This window comes from Bordetella flabilis (assembly GCF_001676725.1).
Taxonomy (GTDB): Bacteria; Pseudomonadota; Gammaproteobacteria; order Burkholderiales; family Burkholderiaceae_B; genus Bordetella_C; species Bordetella_C flabilis.
This window is the reverse complement of sequence record NZ_CP016172.1, coordinates 3,229,566-3,249,924: the sequence shown is the minus strand read 5'-3', so window position 1 is coordinate 3,249,924 and position 20,359 is coordinate 3,229,566. Positions and strand designations below refer to the sequence as shown.

19 protein-coding genes are annotated in these 20,359 nt (G+C 67.2%); 15 read left to right on the top strand and 4 right to left on the bottom strand.

All coding sequences use genetic code 11. The features are described from left to right. The first annotated feature begins 138 nt into the window (after nt 1-138). The 6 genes from BAU07_RS14205 (at nt 139) to BAU07_RS14180 (ending at nt 5,682) form a co-directional block, all read left to right on the top strand. Nucleotides 139-1,104 carry an amidohydrolase family protein gene (locus BAU07_RS14205; RefSeq protein WP_066658883.1) on the top strand — a complete coding sequence of 322 codons (966 nt, stop codon included), beginning with the start codon at nt 139-141 and terminating at the stop codon, nt 1,102-1,104. Between the two features lie 38 nt (nt 1,105-1,142). After that, on the top strand, nt 1,143-1,895 hold the full coding sequence (locus tag BAU07_RS14200) for a maleate cis-trans isomerase family protein (protein ID WP_066658882.1): 753 nt from the start codon (nt 1,143-1,145) through the stop codon (nt 1,893-1,895). Nucleotides 1,896-1,979: 84 nt separating this feature from the next. Further along, on the top strand, nt 1,980-2,825 hold the full coding sequence (locus BAU07_RS14195; protein ID WP_066658881.1) for an alpha/beta fold hydrolase: 846 nt from the start codon (nt 1,980-1,982) through the stop codon (nt 2,823-2,825). A 26-nt stretch (nt 2,826-2,851) separates the two neighbouring features. Next, on the top strand, nt 2,852-3,889 hold the full coding sequence (locus tag BAU07_RS14190) for a 2,5-dihydroxypyridine 5,6-dioxygenase NicX family protein (RefSeq protein ID WP_066658880.1): 1,038 nt from the start codon (nt 2,852-2,854) through the stop codon (nt 3,887-3,889). A gap of 83 nt (nt 3,890-3,972) precedes the next feature. Continuing rightward, nucleotides 3,973-4,602 (top strand): isochorismatase family protein, encoded by a 630-nt coding sequence (locus tag BAU07_RS14185; RefSeq protein ID WP_066658879.1) that lies wholly within the window; start codon nt 3,973-3,975, stop codon nt 4,600-4,602. 165 nt (nt 4,603-4,767) lie between these two features. Continuing rightward, on the top strand, nt 4,768-5,682 hold the full coding sequence (locus BAU07_RS14180; RefSeq protein ID WP_066658878.1) for a PhzF family phenazine biosynthesis protein: 915 nt from the start codon (nt 4,768-4,770) through the stop codon (nt 5,680-5,682). 22 nt (nt 5,683-5,704) lie between these two features. Here BAU07_RS14180 and BAU07_RS14175 read toward each other — a convergent pair whose 3' ends face one another. Genes BAU07_RS14175 through BAU07_RS14160 form a run of 4 tightly spaced genes read right to left on the bottom strand, consistent with a single transcriptional unit; the run spans nt 5,705 to nt 9,137 of the window. Further along, entirely contained in the window at nt 5,705-6,220 is a 516-nt protein-coding gene (locus BAU07_RS14175; protein WP_066658876.1) for an aromatic-ring-hydroxylating dioxygenase subunit beta, read from the bottom strand. After that, nucleotides 6,217-7,506, bottom strand: a complete 1,290-nt coding sequence (locus BAU07_RS14170; RefSeq protein ID WP_066658873.1) for an aromatic ring-hydroxylating dioxygenase subunit alpha — start codon at nt 7,504-7,506, stop codon at nt 6,217-6,219. Before BAU07_RS14170 ends, BAU07_RS14175 begins: the two co-directional genes overlap by 4 nt. 37 nt (nt 7,507-7,543) lie before the next feature. After that, the gene (locus tag BAU07_RS14165; protein WP_066658872.1) at nt 7,544-8,821 is read right to left on the bottom strand and encodes an NAD(P)/FAD-dependent oxidoreductase; all 1,278 of its coding nucleotides are present in this window, start codon (nt 8,819-8,821) and stop codon (nt 7,544-7,546) included. A gap of 4 nt (nt 8,822-8,825) precedes the next feature. After that, nucleotides 8,826-9,137 carry a non-heme iron oxygenase ferredoxin subunit gene (locus tag BAU07_RS14160; protein WP_066658871.1) on the bottom strand — a complete coding sequence of 104 codons (312 nt, stop codon included), beginning with the start codon at nt 9,135-9,137 and terminating at the stop codon, nt 8,826-8,828. 377 nt (nt 9,138-9,514) lie between these two features. Here BAU07_RS14160 and BAU07_RS14155 point away from each other — a divergent pair, with 377 nt between their 5' ends. From BAU07_RS14155 to BAU07_RS14115, 9 genes are all read left to right on the top strand, one after another. Beyond that, nucleotides 9,515-10,618 carry a TRAP transporter substrate-binding protein gene (locus tag BAU07_RS14155; RefSeq protein ID WP_066658870.1) on the top strand — a complete coding sequence of 368 codons (1,104 nt, stop codon included), beginning with the start codon at nt 9,515-9,517 and terminating at the stop codon, nt 10,616-10,618. Between the two features lie 20 nt (nt 10,619-10,638). Further along, complete coding sequence (locus BAU07_RS14150) at nt 10,639-13,035, top strand: xanthine dehydrogenase family protein molybdopterin-binding subunit (RefSeq protein WP_066658869.1); 2,397 nt, start codon at nt 10,639-10,641, stop codon at nt 13,033-13,035. 8 nt (nt 13,036-13,043) lie between these two features. Continuing rightward, complete coding sequence (locus tag BAU07_RS14145; protein WP_066658867.1) at nt 13,044-13,880, top strand: FAD binding domain-containing protein; 837 nt, start codon at nt 13,044-13,046, stop codon at nt 13,878-13,880. Beyond that, nucleotides 13,877-15,199 carry a xanthine dehydrogenase family Fe-S subunit gene (locus tag BAU07_RS14140; protein WP_066658865.1) on the top strand — a complete coding sequence of 441 codons (1,323 nt, stop codon included), beginning with the start codon at nt 13,877-13,879 and terminating at the stop codon, nt 15,197-15,199. The genes BAU07_RS14145 and BAU07_RS14140 overlap by 4 nt, the downstream gene beginning before the upstream one ends. Before the next feature lie 42 nt (nt 15,200-15,241). After that, on the top strand, nt 15,242-16,267 hold the full coding sequence (locus BAU07_RS14135) for an ABC transporter substrate-binding protein (protein ID WP_084025757.1): 1,026 nt from the start codon (nt 15,242-15,244) through the stop codon (nt 16,265-16,267). Beyond that, nucleotides 16,264-17,049 carry an ABC transporter ATP-binding protein gene (locus BAU07_RS14130; protein ID WP_066658863.1) on the top strand — a complete coding sequence of 262 codons (786 nt, stop codon included), beginning with the start codon at nt 16,264-16,266 and terminating at the stop codon, nt 17,047-17,049. The genes BAU07_RS14135 and BAU07_RS14130 overlap by 4 nt, the downstream gene beginning before the upstream one ends. Then, nucleotides 17,046-17,819, top strand: coding sequence for an ABC transporter permease (locus BAU07_RS14125; protein WP_066658862.1), 774 nt, complete (start codon nt 17,046-17,048; stop codon nt 17,817-17,819). The genes BAU07_RS14130 and BAU07_RS14125 overlap by 4 nt, the downstream gene beginning before the upstream one ends. 78 nt (nt 17,820-17,897) lie before the next feature. Further along, nucleotides 17,898-18,515 carry a TRAP transporter small permease subunit gene (locus tag BAU07_RS14120; RefSeq protein WP_066658853.1) on the top strand — a complete coding sequence of 206 codons (618 nt, stop codon included), beginning with the start codon at nt 17,898-17,900 and terminating at the stop codon, nt 18,513-18,515. A 1-nt stretch (nt 18,516) separates the two neighbouring features. Beyond that, the gene (locus BAU07_RS14115) at nt 18,517-20,184 is read left to right on the top strand and encodes a TRAP transporter large permease (RefSeq protein WP_066658850.1); all 1,668 of its coding nucleotides are present in this window, start codon (nt 18,517-18,519) and stop codon (nt 20,182-20,184) included. Nucleotides 20,185-20,359 lie beyond the last annotated feature (175 nt).

Below are 20,359 nucleotides of genomic sequence, written 5' to 3'. Positions count from 1 at the left end.
CGCCGGCCGGGCCGGCGTGCCCCACGACTTGCCGCGGGCTCGCGTATCCAAGGGCAAGATCCGAATCTATATTCAGTACGCTGATGACCAGGTCGGGGCGTCCCGGCGCGGCGAACCCTATACATGAGGAGCACGGCAATGGCAGCCAAAGTGCGCAAGATCGCCTTTGAGGAGCATTACACCGCGGTCGGTTTCAAGGATTACACCAAGAGCTTTTCGCAGCATATCGATCCCGCCGTGTTCGCCGATCTTGCCAAGCGCCTGGAGGATTTCGACGAAGTGCGGCTGCGCGAAATGGACGAGGCGGGCATCGACTACGTCATCCTGTCGCAGACCGGCCCCGGGGTCCAGGCGGAGCCGGATGCCGCCGTGGCGCTCAGCCGCGCCCGCCAGAACAACGATTTCCTCGCCAGCCAGGTCGAACGCCATCCCAAGCGCTATGGCGGCTTCGCGGTGCTGCCGATGCACGATCCGAAGACCGCGGCGGACGAACTGGAACGCTGTGTCAGGCACTACGGCTTCAAGGGTTCGCTGGTCAACGGGCACACCAATGGCCGTTATTACGACGATCCGGCCTACGATGCCTTCTGGGAGCGCATGCAGGACCTGGACGTGCCGATGTACCTGCACCCGGTCGATCCCTACGTGATACCCCACGCCTATACCGGACACCCGGAGCTCGTCGGCGCGTCATGGGGCTGGGGCGTGGAAACGGCGTCGCACGCGCTGCGCCTGCTGTTCGGCGGCGTGTTCGACCGCTTTCCGCGCCTGAAGCTGATACTGGGACATATGGGCGAAGGGCTGCCGTTCCAGCGCTGGCGCTTCGACAGCCGCTTCGCGGTCTACTCCCATGGCATCACGCTGCAGCGTGCGCCGTCGGAGTACATAGGCAGCAATATCGTGATCACCACATCCGGTGTATGTTCACCTCATGCGCTGATGGGGGCGATTGCCGAGATGGGGCCGGAGGCCGTAATGTTCTCGGTGGACTATCCGTACGAGTCCACCGCCACCGCCGCGCGCTTCATCGAAGAGGCGCCCATGGACGCGCAGACCCGCGAAATGGTGTGTCACGGCAACGCGCGCCGGCTGTTCAAGCTTTGATCCACACTACGACCGCGCAGCACATCGGAGGAGCCACCATGCAACGCCCTTACCGCATCGGCCAGATCGTGCCGAGTTCGAACACGACCATGGAAACGGAGATTCCGGCGATGCTGCTGGCGCGCCAGCAGATCCGGCCCGAGCGTTTCACCTTCCATTCCAGCCGCATGCGGATGAAGAAGGTGGTGAAGGAAGAACTGGCCGCCATGGATGCGGAGTCCGACCGCTGCGCGGTGGAACTCAGCGACGCGCGCGTGGATGTGCTGGGATATGCCTGCCTGGTCGCCATCATGGCGATGGGACACGGCTACCACCGGCAATCCGAAAGCCGCTTGCAGGCGCATACCGCCAGGAACGGCGCGGACGCACCCGTGATCACGAGCGCCGGTGCGCTGATCGACGGCCTGAAGGTGATCGGCGCGCGCCGCATCGCCGTGGTCGCCCCCTATATGAAGCCGCTGACCGAGCTGGTCGTGGACTACATCCGCAACGAAGGCTACGAGGTGGTGGACTGGCGCGCCCTGGAAATCCCGGACAACCTGGAAGTCGGGCGCCATGACCCGTCCCGGCTGCCGGCCATCGTCGCCGAGATGGACACGTCCAAGGTGGACGCCATCGTGCTGTCGGCCTGCGTCCAGATGCCTTCGCTGCCGGTGATCGCCCAGGTGGAGGCCATGACGGGCAAGCCCGTCATCACGGCCGCGGTCGCCACCACGTACGCCATGCTGAAAGCGCTGAAGCTGGATCCCGTCGTCCCGGGCGCCGGCGCGCTCTTGTCCGGCGCATATTGACCGCCGCCCGGTCGGGCATGGATCATGGCGGGGGCAGCGAGCAGCCCCCGCCACACATTCCTTCATGCAGCGAGGTCGAACACGATGAATTCCCAGACGGCCGGTTCACCTGCCAGTACGTTCCGGTACGGCGCCAACGTCCATGCCAACGGCATCCGGCAGCATTACCTGCGCTACGGCGGCGAACAGCCGGGCAAGGACCCCGTGCTCATCGTGCCGGGCATCACCAGCCCGGCGGTCACCTGGGGATACGTCGGCGAGCGGTTCGGCCAGGTTTTCGATACCTATGTGCTGGACGTGCGCGGCCGCGGGCTGTCGCAGGCCGGCGCCGACCTGGATTACGGCCTGGATGCGCAGGCGGAAGACGTCATCGCGCTGGCCCGCGCGCTCGGCCTGGAGCGCTATAGCCTCGTCGGCCATTCAATGGGCGGACGCATCGCCATACGTGCGGCCAGCCGGCATCCCGCCGGGCTGGCGCGCGTCGTCGCGGTCGATCCGCCGGTGTCCGGTCCCGGCCGGCGGCCGTACCCGTCGCAGTTGCCCTGGTATGTCGATTCGATCGCGCAGGCGCGCCACGGCATGGGCGTCGAGGAAATGCGGCGCTTCTGCCCGACCTGGACGGAGGAGCAACTGCGGCTGCGCGCGCAGTGGCTGCACACCTGCGACGAGCGCGCCATACGCCAGAGTTTCGAGGAATTCCATACCCAGGATATCCATGCCAACCTGCAGGCGGTGCAAGTCCCGCTGTTGCTGGTAACGGCCGCGCGCGGCGACGTGGTTGGCGACGAGGATGTGGCGGAGATCCAGGCGCTCAAGCCAGGTACGCAGCATGTCCGCGTGGCCGACGCCGGTCACATGATCCCGTGGGACAACGAGCCCGGCTTCTACCGCGCCTTCGGCGACTTCCTGGGTGCGCGCCTGCCGGAATAGGGACGTCCGACTCCAAGGAGCAAACCATGCCAGTCAGCGACTATGAAATGATACGTGCCTGGAAACAGGTGCTGGAATTGTCCCGGTTGAAGGCCGGGCAGACGGTCACCATTCTGACCGGCGCTGCAACGCATCTGCAGACGCTTTCGACGGCTTTGATCGCCTGCCAGGACATGGGCGCGGTGGTGAACCGGCTGGACCTGCCGCCGGTCAATGGGGACAAGGCGCTCAGCCGCGATTCGCTGGCCTACCTGGGTACCACGCCGCTGACCGGAAACCGGGCGGCCATGGCGGCCCTGAAGGCCAGCGACCTGGTGCTGGACCTGATGACGCTGCTGTTCTCGCCAGAGCAGCACGACATCCTGCAGGGCGGAACCAAAATCCTGCTGGCGGTCGAGCCGCCCGAGGTCTTGACCCGGTTGGTTCCCACCGAGGCGGATCGTGCGCGCGTGAAGGCCGCTGCGGCCCGCATCCAGGAATCCCGCGAGATGACGGTGGCTTCCGCGGCCGGCACCGAGCTGAATCTGCCGCTGGGCGAGTTCCCCGTCATCAGCGAGTACGGCTTCGTGGACGAGCCCGGACGCTGGGACCACTGGCCCAGCGGCTTCGTGCTGACGTTCCCCAACGAAGGCGGCGCCAACGGCACCATTGTGATCGACCGTGGCGACATCCTGCTGCCGCAGAAGTCGTATGTCACCGAGCCGGTGGTCCTGACGGTGGAAAACGGCTATGCCACGGCTATAGAAGGCGGGGTGGACGCCGAGCTGCTGCGGACCTACATGGAAAGCTTCAACGATCCGGAAGCCTACGCGATTTCGCACATCGGCTGGGGCCTGCAGCCGCGCGCCCATTGGAGCACGCTGTCGCTCTACGACCGCGAAGCGACACTGGGCATGGACGCGCGCGCCTACGAGGGCAACTTCCTGTTTTCGCTGGGCCCGAACAACGAAGCGGGCGGATCCCGTACCACCGCCTGCCATATCGACATTCCGCTGCGCCGCTGCACCGTGCGGCTGGATGGGCAGGAAGTCGTGCGGGACGGCAAGGTGGTCAACGAGAGATAGGGCGGCGCGAGGCGGAGCGCGCACCGCCGTCGAACCGACCGGCGCGCCGCAACGCGGGATGGCGACACTGCAAGGAAGACAGAATGGAAAGCCAGGCACAAGTGTATGAACGACAGGGCTTCGGCGCCGCCATGGCGCCGCGGCCTCCCTTCGGCCTCTTGATCGTCGATCTGGTCAACGGTTTCGCCGATCCGGCCGTGTTCGGCGGCGGCAACATCGCGCAGGCCATCGCCAATACGGTGCCGCTGCTGGCCCACGCGCGCGAGCAGGGCTGGCCGGTGGCGCACACGCGCATCGTCTTCGCCGACGATGGCGCCGATGCGAACATCTTCACCTTGAAAGTGCCCGGCATGCTGACGCTGAAGGAACATGACGCCCGCAGCGCCATCGTGCCGGACCTGACGCCGCGCGCCGGCGAACTGATCGTGCGCAAGACGGTGCCGTCGGCGTTCTTCGGCACCGGCCTGGCCGCCTGGCTGGCCCAGCGCGGCGTGCAGACGCTGCTGGTGGCGGGCGCCGTCACCAGCGGGTGCGTGCGCGCCAGCGTGGTGGACGCCATGCAGTATGGCTTCCGGCCCCTGGTGGTATCGGACTGCGTGGGCGACCGGGCGCTGGCTCCCCATGAAGCGAATCTGTTCGACATGGAGCAGAAGTACGCCACGGTCATGACGCGGGACGCGGCGCTCGGCACGATAGGCCCGCAGGGCCGTTGACGCTCCGCGCCCCCCCAGGCTGCCTCCGGTGCCTGGACGCCGCCGAGCGCTTCTGACCGCTTCCGGATGCGTCCCGCCGTACCGGTTGTCGCGGTAAGGCAGGGCAGGGCGGCGGCGCGATATCATCCTGCTTCCAGTCGCAAGTTGCCAGGGAGCAAGAACGCCATGAAACGCCGCTATGTGACGGCCGATGTGTTCTCCGATACCCCGTTCGAGGGCAATCCGGTCGCCGTCGTGCTCGACGCCGAAGGGCTGTCCACGGAGCAGATGCAGCGCATCGCGGCGGAATTCTGCTACAGCGAGACGACCTTCGTGCTGCCGCCGCGCGATCCCGCGCATACCGCCTGGGTGCGGATATTCACCCCATCGCGCGAAATACCCTTCGCGGGTCATCCCAACATCGGTACCGCTTTCGTCCTCGCACGGCAGGCGGCGGACGCGGGCGCCGCGTTGCCGCAGACGCTGCTTTTCGAGGAAGGCGCGGGGCTGGTCCCGGTGCGGCAGATCAAGGAGGGCGACACCGTCGTGGGCGGAGAGCTCACCGCGCCGGAGCCCTTGTCGCGGCGCGCGGAAGTGGCCGCCGAGAAGGTCGCCGCATGCCTGTCCCTGGACCCATCCTGTATCCGCCAGGACGCGCACCGCCCGCAGGTCGTCTCGGTGGGATTGCCATTCCTGGTGGTGGAGCTGGCATCGCGCGACGCGCTGCGCGCCTGCACGCCGAACCCGGTCGCCTACAAGGCGACATTGCCGCTCGATGGCGCCGTGTCGATCTACGCGTATACGCGCGATACGGGCGCCGACCGCGACGGGCCTGCATGCGACCTGCAGTCGCGGATGTTCACGGCGCGGATGACGGAGGATCCCGCCACCGGCAGCGCCACGGGCGCGACCCTCGCATTGCTGGCCGCGTTGGCATCGGCGCCGCGCCTGAGCTTGCGCGTGCGGCAGGGCGTGGACATGGGACGGCCCAGCCTGCTGCTGGCGCACTATGACACGATGGACGGCGTGCCGTCGGTGCGAGTCGGAGGCCGATGCGCCAGTGCGATGAGCGGAACCTTCGACCTGGCAGGGCAGGCATGAGCCACGCCTGCCCGAGCCGCCGCTATACCGGATACACCAGGTCGTTGGCCAGGATCTCCGTGTCGTAGATGACCTGGCGTTCCTTCAGCTTCAACCGTCCTTCGTTCCGCACGAAGACATCGTGGTAGAACCCTGCCAGGTGCAGCGTGGTCGGCCCTTCGACCAGCGTCTGCATCAGCAGGAAGGACGACTGCGCTTCGATGCCCGCGTCGGATTCATCAATGACGCGCGTGTTCGCGACCAGGTGGCGCATGTAGCGCGGCGCGAACATCTGCGTGCGGGAAATCGCCACCGCCCGGTCGTGCATCATGTCGCGGCCTTCTGCGTAGACCAGCCCCACCAGCAAGCCGCGGTTCGCGTTTTCGCGCGACGTCACGCGATACAGGGCGTCTTCCGTGAAGAAATCCGGCCAGCTTTCTATCTCGTTGGCGTCCAGCGCTGCGCAATAGTCGGCGTTGAACTCCTCGATCTCCTGGCGCAGCGCGATCGCGCGGGCCGGATCGATGCGGCGGGGGGCATAGGGGAATTGTGTTCTCATAGTTCCATCACGGAGCGGTAGTAACGGTACATCGAGCGGATGGCCGACTCGGATATCAGGTTGGTCGCGGTACCCAGCTTGCCGGAATCCAGCTTCAGCACGTTCACGTCCGTGGTGGACCGGCGCACGCCTTCCTGCACGAACTTCATGGCTTCGTTGTCCTCCAGCCCCAGGAAGCCCGCCGGCCCCATCAGGTTGCCCTGGCGCAGCCGGTGGCGGGTCATCTCCGGCGTGTCGTCCTCATAGCCGAACATCGTCCACTGCATGATCATGCTGTCCGGTCCATTCGGCACGATATGCCGAACGCCCAGGGTGTTCATCTCGCGCTGCACGACCAGGTTGGGCCAGACGGTCTGCATGGTGACCGACCAGGGGGAATCGAACTCCTTGACGAATTCCAGGAAGCGGTCGTCGCGCAGGCGCAGGCCGTCGTGGAAGGACCGCATTTCCTTTTTGTTCTCGTCGCTGACCTTCGCGTACTTGTCTTCGCTTTTGGCCGACGCCATGGTGCCGTGGCGGCCGTGCGCGGCGTCGACCAGCATGGCGGATTTATTGCCGGCGACCAGCAGGCCGAAGACCACCAGGAAGGAATGCAGCAGGGTAGCGTGGTAGGGATCCTTCAGGTTCTCGTGGTACATCTTCCAGTTGCACGGCAATTCGTTCCGGTAGTAACCGAGTATGGTCAGCTTCTTGCCGGGGAAGACGGTATCGAAGTCGGCCAGGATTTCCGGCGTCAGGTATTCGTCGATGGGTTCGACGTCGTCTCGATACGAGGCGAACACCACGCCGTGGCGCGTCGTCACGTGCAGCTTGCGCAAGCCATGGTCGTCGTTGCGGAAGTCCTTGGGCATGCCGCCTTCGCGGTTGACGCCGCGCTTGAACGGGATGCCCTGCAGGTTGCCCTTCAGGTCATACGACCATTGGTGGTAAGGGCAGACGAATTCCCTGGTATTGCCCTGGCCGTGCCGGCAGAATTCCGCCCCCCGGTGCGCGCAGCGGTTCTCGAAGACATGCACCGAGCCGTCCTCGGCGCGCGATACCACCACGGGCGTCGGTCCGACGTAGGAACGCTTGTAGTCGCCGGCGTTGGGAATCTCGGCTTCCAGCGCGACGTAGTTCCACGTCCTTCCACGGAAGATCCGCTCCATTTCGCGCTCGTAGACGGCATTGCTGGTATAGACCCAATCGGGGATGGCGTGCAGCGCGTCCTCGGGCCAGACGCATTGCGCCAGGTCGATGTCCTTGTCGGACTCGGTGCGGCCGATGACGGTTTGGGATTGGTACATGAAAAGCTCCTCGCGTATGCGTAAGCGCCGGCCGGTATTACGCCGCCGCGGCGGCCTGCTGGCAGGCCTTGATCCAGGGTTTCAGCGCGGTCGATTCGTCGGCATAGCCGGCCGGGTCGATGGGCACCGCTCGTTCGAAAAGCACGCGCAACTGGCGCAGGTCGCCGGGCGCGTTGACTGCCACGCCGTGCACCGGGATGCCGTCGCGATGGCCCAGCCAGACCAGCCTGGGAGCAGGCGCGCCCGGCTCGGCGCTGCCGCGGCATACGTAGGCCAGGTCGGCCGCGGGCAGGCCCAGCATCTGGATATTGCAGCCGAACTGGTCGGTCCAGAACCAGGGGTAGGCCGCGGGCGTGGGTTCCTGTTCCAGCATGACGGCGGCCGCCACGCGCGCCTGTTCATTGGCGTTCTGCCATGACTCCAGGCGCGCATGGCGGCCCAGGCAATCGCGGTGCTGGCTGGCGCAATCGCCGATCGCCAGGATGTCCGGGTCCGAGCTGCGGCAGTGCGCGTCGACGCGAACGCCGCCGTTCTGCGGGTCCAGTTCCAGCCCGGCGGCGCGCGCCAGGCCGACTTCAGGAACCAGGCCGATGGCCACCACGATGGCGTCGGCGTGCAGCGCCTGGCCATCGTCCAGCACCAGGCCGGCCGGCGCCTGCGTGCCGTGCGCGGCCAGTGAAGCGATGCGGGCGCCCAGGTGCAAGGCGACGCCGGCCGCGGTCGCGCGCGCGGCCAGCCAGGCCGAAATGGGCGCGGGCAGCGCATTGGCGATCAAGCGGTCGGCGGTTTCCACGAGCGCGACATCGGCACCGGCGTCCAGGGCCGTGGAAGCCACCTCCAGCCCGAGGAATCCGCCGCCGACGATGACGACACGCCCGCCCGGCCGCAGGCCGTCGCGCAAGCGGCGCGCATCATCCAATGTGCGTACATAGTGCACGCCCGGGGTGCCCCGCGGCGTGGCCGGCAATTGACGGGCGTCGCCCCCCGTCGCGAGCAGGCAGCGATCGTAGGGCAGGGCGGTGCCGTTGGCGAGGCGGACCTCACGCCGGCCGCGATCGAGGGCCACGGCGTCGATGCCCTGGATCAGCGCGATGTCCTGTTCGGCGTAGAACGCCGGTGGATGTATCGTCCCCGTCGCCTCGGCCTGCGCGTCGCGCAGCACGGTCTTGGACAGGGGCGGCCGTTCATACGGCGGATGCGGCTCGCGGCCCACCAGTGTGAGCCGGCCGCCATAACCGAGGCCGCGCAGGGCCGCCGCGGCCATGGCGCCGCCCTGGCCGGCGCCGACAATAACGATGGAGGCGGGTTGAGCCATACGTCTATTCGCCCAGGTCGGCCAGCACCGCATCGCCGTCGACCTTCACGGGATAGACGCGGATGTCACGCGTGGCAGGGGCGCAAAGCGCCTTGCCCGTCTTGATATCGAAGCGCGCCTGGTGCAGAGGGCATTCGATACAGCCGTCTTCCAGGTAGCCATCCGACAGCAGTGCATGGGCATGGGTGCAGATGTTGTCGGACAGGAAGAACTCGCCGTCGCTGCGATACAGCGCGAACTGCCGGCCCTCCGCGTCGACCGCCATCACTTCGTCGTCGTCCAGTGCATCCGCGGATGCGATTCTTATCCAGTTCATCGTGTTCTCGTCAGTATGCTGAATAAATGTGTTCAGTGTACTGCCCATAAAAACATGCCACGTCCTAGGGATTTCCCGGGGGGCGGCAGTACCCGCATCGCCGCTCCGGGTATGCGCGCGGAAAACCGGCGACATACCGCGCCACCTCGTATTTATAGGGTTGAAATGGTGCGGCGATGCGCCAGGACGATGCAGGCGTGAACCACCGTGGCGCGCGTTTTCCGTGCGCATCAGGGATCGCCCGAATACAGGGGTAATCATCGTTGACACTCAAAAACTCTGTCAGTATGCTGACTAACAGGTCAGTGTACTTACGTTTTTTTTCCACGTTTTCCGCCTCGCTCGCGGCACTCTTTTTCTACGATCAAGGAGTCTTTATGCAACGACGCCGTTTCCTTACGCAGGCAGCCGGCGCCGCGGGCGCGGGCCTCGCCGCCGTGGCCGCTCCGGCCCTGGCACAAGCCAATCCTGCCGTGCGCTGGCGCATGTCCACCAGTTGGCCCAAGAGCCTGGACACCATCTACGGCTCGGCGGACGAACTCTGCAAGCGCGTCTCGCAATTGACGGAAGGCAAGTTCGAGATACGCCCGTTTCCCGGCGGCGAACTGGTGCCCTCGGCACAGAACATGGACGCGGTCAGCAACGGTACGGTGGAATGCAACCACGTCCTCAGTACCGCGTATATCGGGAAGAACACCGCCTTGACCTTCGATACCGGCCTGTCCTTCGGCCTGAACGCGCGCCAGCACAATGCCTGGATCCACTATGGCGGCGGCTTGCAGCAGTTGCGCGCGCTGTACAAGAAGTACAGCATCGTCAACCACGTCTGCGGCAACGTCGGCGTGCAGATGGGCGGCTGGTATCGCAAGGAGATCAAGTCGGTTGCGGACTTGAACGGGCTGAACATGCGCATCGGCGGCATCGGCGGCATGGTGCTGTCCAAGCTCGGGGTAATCCCGCAGCAGATTCCGCCGGGCGATATCTACCCGGCGCTGGAGAAGGGCACGATCGACGCGGCCGAATGGATCGGCCCCTATGACGACGCCAAGCTGGGCTTCGACAAGGTCGCGCCGTTCTACTACGCGCCGGGCTGGTTCGAGGGCAGCGCCTCGATTACCAGCATGGTTCACGACAAGGCCTGGGAAGCGCTGCCGGAATCGTACAAGGCGGCGTTCGAATGCGCGGCCGGCGAGCAGAGCATGAAGATGCTGGCGAACTACGACGCCCGCAACCCGCAGGCCCTGCGGCAATTGATCGCCAACGGCGCGAAGGTACGGTATTTTCCCAAGGAAGTCATGGACGCGGCGTACAAGGCGTCGCAGGAGCTCTGGGAAGATCTGTCGGCCAGGAACCCGGATTTCAAGGCCCTGTATCCCGGTTGGAAAAAGTTCCAGCAAGACGAGGCGGGCTGGTTCCGCGTGGCCGAAAACGCGCTGGACAACTACACGTTCGCCGAGGTGGCGCGCGCTCAAGCCAAGTAGATAGGCGGAGGAAAGACAGGATGACGACGGAACATGCGCACGGGACGCGCGCCGGCAAGCCCGAAGGGATCGGGGCGCGCGTGCCACGCAAGGAGGACGCCCGACACCTGCACGGCAAGGGAAATTTCGTCGCCGACATGGCGATGCCGGGCCTGTGCGAGGTCGCCTTCCTGCGCAGCCCGCTGGCCCATGCGCGTATCGTCGACGTCCGCGTCGACCCTGGCGTGGCGGGCTGTGTCATCCTGCGCGACCAGATGGCCGATGCGGCCGACATCGTCGCGGATTCCAGCCTGCCCACCTACCAGTCGTCGGCGCAGCCGCCGCTGGCCAGCGGCAAGGTGCGCTTCGTCGGCGAGCCGGTGGCCATGACCTTCGCGCCCACGCGGGCCGAGGCGGAAGACCATGCCGAACTCATCGATGTCGACTATGAAGACCTGCCTGTCTATGCCGATGTGTTTTCCGCGCAGGCCGCCACGGACAACCTGGTGCATGACCAGTGGAAGGACAATGTCTTCGTCACCTTGAACGCGGACAGGGAGTTCGACGCGTACGCCGCCCAGGCCGACGTGATCGTGCGGCGCCAGATGCGTCTCGCGCGCCAGTGCATGGTGCCGATGGAAGGCAAGGCCGTGCTGGCCTACTGGGACCACCAGGGCGACCAGCTGGTGGTGTACAGCGCCACGCAGGTGCCTCACATGATCCGCAGCATCCTGGCGCAGACCCTGGGACTGGAGCAGGGACGCGTGCGCGTGATATCGCCGGACGTGGGCGGCGCCTTCGGCTACAAGTGCGTGCTGCAGCAGGAAGAACTGTGCGTGGCCTGGCTGGCCAAGACCTACCGGCGGCCGTTCCGCTATATCGAGGACCGCCGCGAGCACCTGACGGCGGGCGCGAATTCGCGCGAGCACCATTACGAGATGGTGGCGTACGCCGACCGGCGCGGCAAGCTGCTGGCGCTGGACGCGCGCATCACCGTCGACGGCGGCGCGTATTCGGTGTGGCCTTTCACCATCGGGCTGGAGCCCGGCCAGGCGGTGGGCAACCTGCCGGGCCCGTACAACTTCAAGGGCTACCGCTGCGTGACGCGCGCGGTGGCCACCAACAAGCCGGGTTTCGTGCCTTACCGTGGCGTGGCCCGCACCGGCGTGTGTTTCGCCATCGAACTGACCATGGACGCCATCGCGCGCGAGGTCGGCCGCGAGCCGTGGGAGGTGCGGCTGGAGAATCTGGTCCAGCCCGAACAGATGCCGTACGTCAATGTCACGAACAAGCACCTGGACAGCGGCGACTATCCGGCCAGCCTGCGCAAGGCCCTGGAAATGATAGACGCGCAAGGCGTGCGCGCCCGCCAGGCGCAGGGGCTTGCCGACGGGCGGCTGCTGGGCGTCGGTGTGGCCACCTACACCGAACAGGCGGCGCACGGGACGTCCGTGTTCGCCACGTGGGGCACGCCGGTCATTCCCGGATTCGACCAGGCCACCGTGCGCGTGACGCCGGACGGCGGGCTGGAAGTCAGGGTCGGCGTGCATTCGCACGGGCAGGGCATGGAAACGACGTTCGCGCAGATCGCCAACGAAATCCTGGGAATTCCCGTGGCGCGCATCAAGGTCGTGCACGGCGATACCGGCCAGACCCCGTTTTCCACCGGGACCTACGCCTCGCGCTCGCTGGTCATGTCCGGCGGCGCCGTGTCGCAGGCCTGCAAGCGCCTATTGCCGCGGGCGGTCCATATCGCGGCGCACCTGTTGCAGGCCACGCCGGCGGACGTCGAACTGGCCGATGGGCGCTTCCTGGCGCAAGGCCGCTCGGTCTCCATGGACGAGGTGGCCGACGCCTGGTACCTGCGCCCGCATTTGCTGCCCGCGGATGTCGATACCAGCGGCCTGGAAGTGACCGTGGGCTACAAACCCAAGGTGGATACCGGCTGTTTTACCTACGCCAGCCAGGCGGCGACGGTGGCGGTCGACCCGGCCACGGGGGCGGTGGAGATCCTCGACTACGTCGTCGTCGAGGACTGCGGGACCATGATCAACCCCATGGTGGTCGAAGGGCAGACCATGGGCGGTATCGCGCAGGGCATCGGCACGGCCTTCTACGAGGAAACGCCGTATGACGCCAACGGCCAACCCCTTGCCTCCACGCTTGCCGACTATATGCTGCCCGGCCCGACGGAAATCCCGCACATGCGCATGCATCACTTCGAGACGCCGTCGCCGCACACCGAGTTCGGCGCCAAGGGCATGGGCGAGGGCGGCGCCATCGCGCCCCCGGCCGTGCTGTTCAACGCCGTGAACGATGCCTTGCGGGCAGTCGGGGCGGCCGAGCTCGCGCATACGCCGCTAACGCCGGTGCGCGTACTGCAGGCCATCGCCGAAGGCCAGGCGCGCCAGGCCACCGAGCGCGCGCGCGCCGCCTGAGGAGCATCATGAAAGCGGCGAAATTCGACTATATCCGCGCGACGTCGGTCCGGCAGGCGATCGACGCGCTGCAGGCCCATGCCGGGCTGGCCAAGCTGATGGCGGGCGGACAGTCCCTCGGCCCCATGCTGAACCTGCGCCTGGCGCGGCCGGCGGTGGTCATCGATATTTCCGGCATCGAGGCGCTGCGTGCCGTGGAGCGCGACGGCGACACCATCCGCGTGGGCGCGGCGGTGACGCACGCGCAGATCGAGGACGGCGTGCACGACATTCTGCGCGGTTCTCCCCTCCAACAGGTCGCGGCCGGCATTGCATATCGCGCGGTGCGCAACCGGGGCACGGTCGGCGGCAGCCTGGCCCACGCGGATCCGGCCGCGGATTGGGTGGTCGTCATGGCGGCGCTCGGCGCGCGTGTCGAATTGGCGGGCAGCGACGGGGTGCGCGTCGTCGACGCGGACGCGCTGATGCAGGGCGCCTATACGACCGCCGTGCGGGACGACGAGCTGATCCAGGGCGTGTGCGTGCCGGTCGCCGGCGCGCAGTCCCGCTGGGGCTATTACAAGTTTTGCCGCAAGACCGGCGAGTTCGCCGAAGCCAGCTGTGCCGCCTGGTTCGATCCGGCCAGCGCCCAGGCGCGCATCGCGCTGGGCGCCCTGGATGGCCCGCCGCGCCTGTTGCCGGCCCTGGCGGCGCAGGTGGCGCAGGACGGCGCCGCCGCCGTGGAAGCGGGCGCCATCGCGCAGGAAGTGGCGGCGGTGATGCCCGACCGGGACGATGCACACCGGCAACTGCACGCAGCGGCCATCGCGCGCTGCCTGGCGCAGGTGACGGGTGAAGGACGATAACAATGACGCAAGTGACGATGGAAGTGAATGGCGCGCCGGTGGTGGACGACGCTCCGCCGCGCATGCACCTGGGCGATTTCCTGCGCGACCGGCTGCGGCTGACCGGGACCCACCTGGGCTGCGAGCATGGGGTGTGCGGCGGGTGCACAGTGTTGCTGGACGGCGAGCCGGTGCGGTCCTGTATCTCCTACGCGGTGGCCTGCGAAGGCAGGCGGGTGACCACCATCGAAGGCTACGAGGCCGACCCCGTCATGCGGCGGCTGCGCGAGGCCTTCAACCGCCATCACGCCTTGCAGTGCGGCTACTGCACGCCGGGCATGCTGGCCACGGCGCGCGATATCGTGCTGCGGCTGCCGGAGGCGGACGAGGCGCGCGTGCGCGTCGAACTGTCCGGCAACCTGTGCCGCTGCACGGGATATATGGGCATCGTGGGCGCCATCATGTCGGTGCTGCGCGAACTGCGCGAACAGCCCGATGCGGACGTCGACGGTTTGCGCGCGGCACTGGCGCAGGGCCGCGGCGCGGCGCCGGTCGCCGTCCCGGGGCAGCGGGTATTCATGGCGTTCACGCCGTCCGGGTCGGACGTGCCACGGGGTGGCGCTGCAGCCTCGTCGGCGGGCATGGGCGCGGCGGCGCCGGCCGTGTCGGGAACGCCGTCCGGCGCGGCGATGCCACCCGGCGCCTCGGCGCCCAGGGCACCGGCCGCGGCATCCGCTGCGGCCGCGGGCACGGCGGCGCGGACCGCGCCGGCCACGGCCCAGCCCGGCGCCGGCAAGACCAACCAGATCGACGGCATGTTCGATGTGCCGTTTCCGGCCGCGCGCGTATGGGCCTTCATGGCGGATCTTCCCGCCGTGGCGGCCTGCCTGCCCGGCGCGAGCATCGAAGAACAGCAGGGTGAACGGGTCAAGGGCACGGTGTCCGTCAAGTTCGGTCCCATGCGCGCGGCGTTCAACGGCGCCGCGCGGCTGGAGCGCGACGACGCCGCGATGCGGGCGGTGTTTCGCGGCGCGGGCCAGGATACGCTGAGCCGATCGCGCGCCAACGGCGACATCGTGTACCGCGTGGAGGCTGCCGGCGCCGACCGTGCCCGCGTCCATGTCGAGCTTGCATACTCCCTGCAAGGCCCGCTGGCGCAGTTTTCGCGTTCCGGGCTGGTGCAGGACTTCGTGCGCCGCATGATCGCCGATTTCGGCCGCAACGTGGCGGCCCGCATGGAGGGCGGCGGCGATGCCGCGCCGGCCTCGTTCAATGCCTCCGGCATGTTCTTCCACGTGCTGTGGGCGCGCATCCGGCGCTGGTTCGGCCGCGGCGTCTGATGCCGCGCGCCATGCCGGCGTTTCATCTGGCAAGGGGAACCGATGCATAAGGCTAAGGCAAGCGTATGGAGCCGGCTGCTGGCCGGCGTGGCCATCATGGCGCTATGCGCGGCGGCCGCCGCGCAGGACGTGGCGCCGCTGAAGGTGCGCCTGGACTGGACGCCATGGGGCGTGCAGGCGCCGTTCCACCTGGCCCAGCAGAAGGGCTGGTACAAGCAGGCTGGCCTGGATGTCACGCTGGAGGACGGCAACGGCTCGGTCACCACCGTGCAGATCGTCGGCGCCAGCGACGCCTTCGATGTGGGCCACGCCGCGCTCGCTTCCATGATGATCGCGCGCGACAAGGGCCTGCCGGTCAAGGCGGTGGCGGTGTTCGCGCGCCAGAGCGATATCGGGCTGCTGGTTCCCGCCGATTCCGGCATCGGCGGACCGGCCGCGCTCAAGGGGCGCAAGGTGGCCTATACGGCGGGCTCGCTGGAGGCGCCGTTCATCGACGCTTTCCTGGCGGCCGGCAAGCTCAAGCGCGGCGATGTCGAACTGGTCAACGTCGATGCGGCCAGCAAGGCATCCACTTATGCGGTGGGGCGCGCCGACGCCGCGTTCTCCACGATCCCGTTTTTCCTGCCCGTCGTTTCGCAGACGCGGCCGTCGCAGGCCGTGCGCTTCGCCGACTACGGCCTCAACATGCCGAGCTTCGGCCTGTTCGCCAGCGAGGAAAAGCTCAAGACCCGGGGCGACGCGATCGCGCGCTTCGCCAGCGTGACGGCGCGCGCCTGGGAATACATCTACGCCGGCCACGAGGATGAGGCGGTGGCCGCCATCCTGGCGCAGCGCCCGCAGGCACGCCTGAACAAGGCCGTGCTGCGCGGCCAGATCGACGCCTTGAAGGGATACTTCGGTACGCCGGCCGCGGGCAGCCGCCTTGGCCGTCCCGTGCCGGCCGATTGGGTCCAGGCGGTCAAGACCCTGTCGTCGGTGGGATTGATCCCCGCGGACGCCGATCCGGCCAGCTTCTATGTGCCGGACCTGGTCCATGCCGAACGCTATGACGCCATGGTGGGACGATGACGGCCTGGGCGGTGTCCGCGCGTGACGTCCGCAAGCACTATCCCGGCGAGCGCGGCGTGCAGGCCCTGGACGCCGTGTCGGTGGACCTGCCGGCGGGGCGCTTCGTGACGATCCTGGGACCGAGCGGCTGCGGCAAGAGCACCTTTCTGCGTTGCGTGGCCGGACTGGAGTCCATCACATCGGGCGAACTGCGGGTCGACGGCTGGGCGGTCAAGGGGCCGCCGGACGGCATTGGCATGGTGTTTCAGCGCGACGCGTTGCTCGATTGGCGCAGCATACGGCGCAATGTCCTGCTGCCCATCGAATTTGCCCGCAAGCGCGTCGGCGACTACGCCGGCAAAGTGCGCGACCTGCTGGCGCTGACCGGGCTGCAGGACTTCGCCGACAGCTATCCGCGTGAGCTGTCCGGCGGGATGCGCCAGCGGGCGGCCATCTGCCGCGCGCTGGTCGACGACCCCAGGTTGCTGCTGATGGACGAGCCTTTCGGTGCGCTGGACGCCCTGACGCGCGACCAGATGAATGTCGAGCTGCAGCGCATCTGGATGGAAGTGCGCAACACGGTACTGTTCGTGACCCATGGCATTGCCGAGGCGGTCTTCCTGGGCGATACGGTGATCGTGTTTTCGCCACGGCCCGGCCGTATCGTGGAGACGCTGCACATCGACCTGCCGCGGCCGCGTCCGCTGGCGGTGCGTGAATCACCGGAATTCGGCGGCTACGTGCGCCGCATCCGCGACATGTTCCAGGAGATGGGGCTGATCGACGAGGGAGGCCGGCGATGATCCGTCCAGGGCGCTCCGCCATGCATGGCCTTGCCGGGATCGGCTCCGTCGTGCTGTTCCTGGCGCTGTGGGAGCTATTGGGGCGGGCGTTGCACGTCAAGCCCATCATGCTGCCGCTGCCGTCGCAGGTGGCGGTGGAGCTGGCCGGCGATGCCGGCTGGTATGCGGGCCAGGCCGCCTATACGCTGATGACCACGCTGGCCGGGTTTGCCCTGTCGGTCGCGGGCGGCGTGGCCATTGCCGTCCTGCTGGTCGGATCGCGGTGGTTCGAAAGCGTGCTGTATCCCTTGATCGTCGCGCTGAACAGCGTGCCCAAGGTCGCCGTGGCGCCGCTGTTCGTCATCTGGCTGGGAACCGGCGCCGAACCGAAGATCGCCATCGCTTTCCTTATCGCGGTATTCGCCATCATCGTCGATACGGTGCACGGATTGCGATCCGTGCCACAGGACGTGCTGGACCTGGGCCGCGTGCTCAAGGGCAGGCGGCGAGACTTTTTCTTCAAGGTCAGGCTGCCGTGCGCGTTGCCTTCCATCCTGGCCGGTATGAAGGTGGCGATTTCGCTGGCCCTCGTCGGGGCGATCGTGGGCGAGTTCGTTTCCTCCCAAAGCGGCCTGGGTTACGTCATCATGACCGCCCAAGGGACCTTCGACACCGTCAGGGTGTTCGCCGCGCTATTCGTGCTGGCGCTGATCGGCCTGGCGCTATTCGGCGCGGTGGCCTGGATGGAACGCAAGGCCACGCCATGGCGGCAGGCGCGCGAGGGGCCTTGACGCCCGACGGGCACGCCATGGCATATGCGGTCGCACCATGGACATATGTCATAAATAAATCAAAGCAAGGGGAAAGCAGTGCGATATCTCATCGCCTTATCACGCGTCATCGACGCGATAAACCTGCGCGTGGGCCGCGCGGTGACCTGGGTGACACTGCTGGTGGTGCTGGTAAGCGCCGGCAATGCGGTGGTGCGCAAGGTGCTGCATACGAGCTCGAACGCGTGGCTGGAATTGCAGTGGTATATGTTCGGCGCCATGTTCCTGCTGGCCTCGGGCTATACGCTGCTCAAGAACGAACATGTGCGGGTGGACATCCTGTCCTCGCGGCTGCCGCGGCGCAAGCAGATCTGGATCGAGATTTTCGGGGTGGTGTTTTTCCTGCTGCCGGCGTGCCTGCTGATCCTGGTGCTGTCCTGGCCGATGTTCACGGAGTCGTGGGTCACCGACGAGCAGTCGTCGAACTCGGGCGGGCTGGTGCGCTGGCCGGTCAAGCTGCTGATTCCGGTGGGTTTCACGCTGCTGGTGCTGGCGGGGATTTCGCACCTGATCAAGTGCGTGGGGTATTTGCGCGGACAATGCGAGGACCCCCTGCGCCGTGAATCGGCCAAGTCGGCCGAGGAGGAGCTGGCCGAGGAGATCGCACGCGAAGCGCGGGTCCGCGAGGCCGCGCAGCTGGGGCAGGGGGAGCGCTGAGATGGAATTCTTTATCGCCAATCTGGCGCCGATCATGTTCGCCACGCTGGTGGTGTTTCTGCTGGTGGGGTTTCCGGTGGCGTTCGCGCTGGCGGCCATCGGCATCCTGTTCGGGCTGGTGGGCATCGAACTGGGCTTGCTGACCCCGGCGCTGTTCCAGGCGCTGCCGCAACGGATATTCGGCATTATTTCGAACGACACGCTGCTGGCGGTGCCGTTTTTCACGCTGATGGGGCTGGTGCTCGAAAGATCGGGCATGGCCGAGGATTTGCTGGAGACGATCGGGCAACTGTTCGGCACGGTGCGCGGCGGGCTGGCCTTCGCGGTGGTGTTCGTGGGCGCGATGCTGGCGGCCACCACCGGCGTGGTGTCGGCCTCGGTGATCTCCATGGGCCTGATCTCGCTGCCGATCATGCTGCGCTACGGCTATGACCGGCGCCTGGCCAGCGGGGTCATCGCCGCCTCGGGCACCTTGTCGCAGATCATCCCGCCCTCGCTGGTGCTGATCATCCTGGCCGACCAGCTGGGGCGCTCGATCGGCGACATGTACCGCGCGGCCATGGTGCCGGGCTTCGTGCTGGCCGGGCTGTATGTCCTGTACGTGGCGGTGATGTGCGTGATCAAGCCGGCCTCGGCGCCGGCGCTGCCCGAGGAGGCGCGGCGGTTTCGCGAGGACAACGGCACGCGCGGCGGCCGTTCGCTGCTGGTGCTGATGGCGATCTCGGTGGCGGTGGCGTATTTCGCGGGGCAGGCGCTGGAGAACGACACGGCGCCGGCCGACGAGCGCATCGTGGTCAGCCTGCTGCTGTGGGGGCTGACGGCCTTCGTGGTGGCCGGGGCCAACAAGGTGCTGCGCCTGGGGCTGCTGTCGGCGCTGGCCGAGCGGGTCACCTTCGTGATGATTCCGCCGCTGTTCCTGATTTTCCTGGTGCTGGGCACGATCTTCATCGGCGTGGCCACGCCCACCGAGGGCGGGGCGATGGGGGCGGTGGGGGCCATCGCGATGGCGCTGATCCGGCGCCGGCTGACACTGAACCTGCTCAAGCAGGCCATGGACACCACGACCAAGCTGTCGTGCTTCGTGGTGTTCATCCTGGTGGGTTCGACCGTGTTCGGCCTGACCTTTCGCGGGGTCAGCGGCGATCTGTGGGTCGAGCACCTGCTGACCGGGCTGCCGGGCGGGGAGTGGGGTTTCCTGATCGTGGTCAGCGTGCTGACCTTCGTGCTGGCGTTCTTCCTGGACTTCTTCGAGCTGGCCTTCATCATCGTGCCGCTGCTCGGGCCGGTGGCCGACAAGATGGGCATCGACCTGATCTGGTTCGGCGTGATCCTGGCGGTGAACATGCAGACGTCCTTCATGCATCCGCCGTTCGGTTTCGCGCTGTTCTACCTGCGCTCGGTCGCGCCCAAGGACGCGTACCGCGACAAGGTCACGGGGCGCACCATCGCGCCGGTGACCACCGGGCAGATCTACTGGGGTTCGGTGCCGTTCATCATCATCCAGCTGATCATGGTGGCCGCCGTCATGCTGTTCCCCGGCATGGTCATGCACTACAAGGGCGATTTGTCGCAGGTCGATCCGAACACCGTCAAGATCGATGTGCAGGGCGGCTACGGGGATAGCGTCTACGGCGGCGGGGCGGGCGACCCCGGGGCCGACTTCAAGTAAGGGGAGGGCCTGGAAAACAGCCAGGCCGCCCCGCGAGCGCCCCGACCTCTCCGACGCAGCCCTCCCTGGCACCGAGGCGGTATCAAGGTCCGCGTACGCCCCGCGCCGGCGGCCATCCCCCAGCCGGCGTCGCGCCGGCTAAGATGCGGCGGTCCGTTTCTCCTGGTCCTTGCCG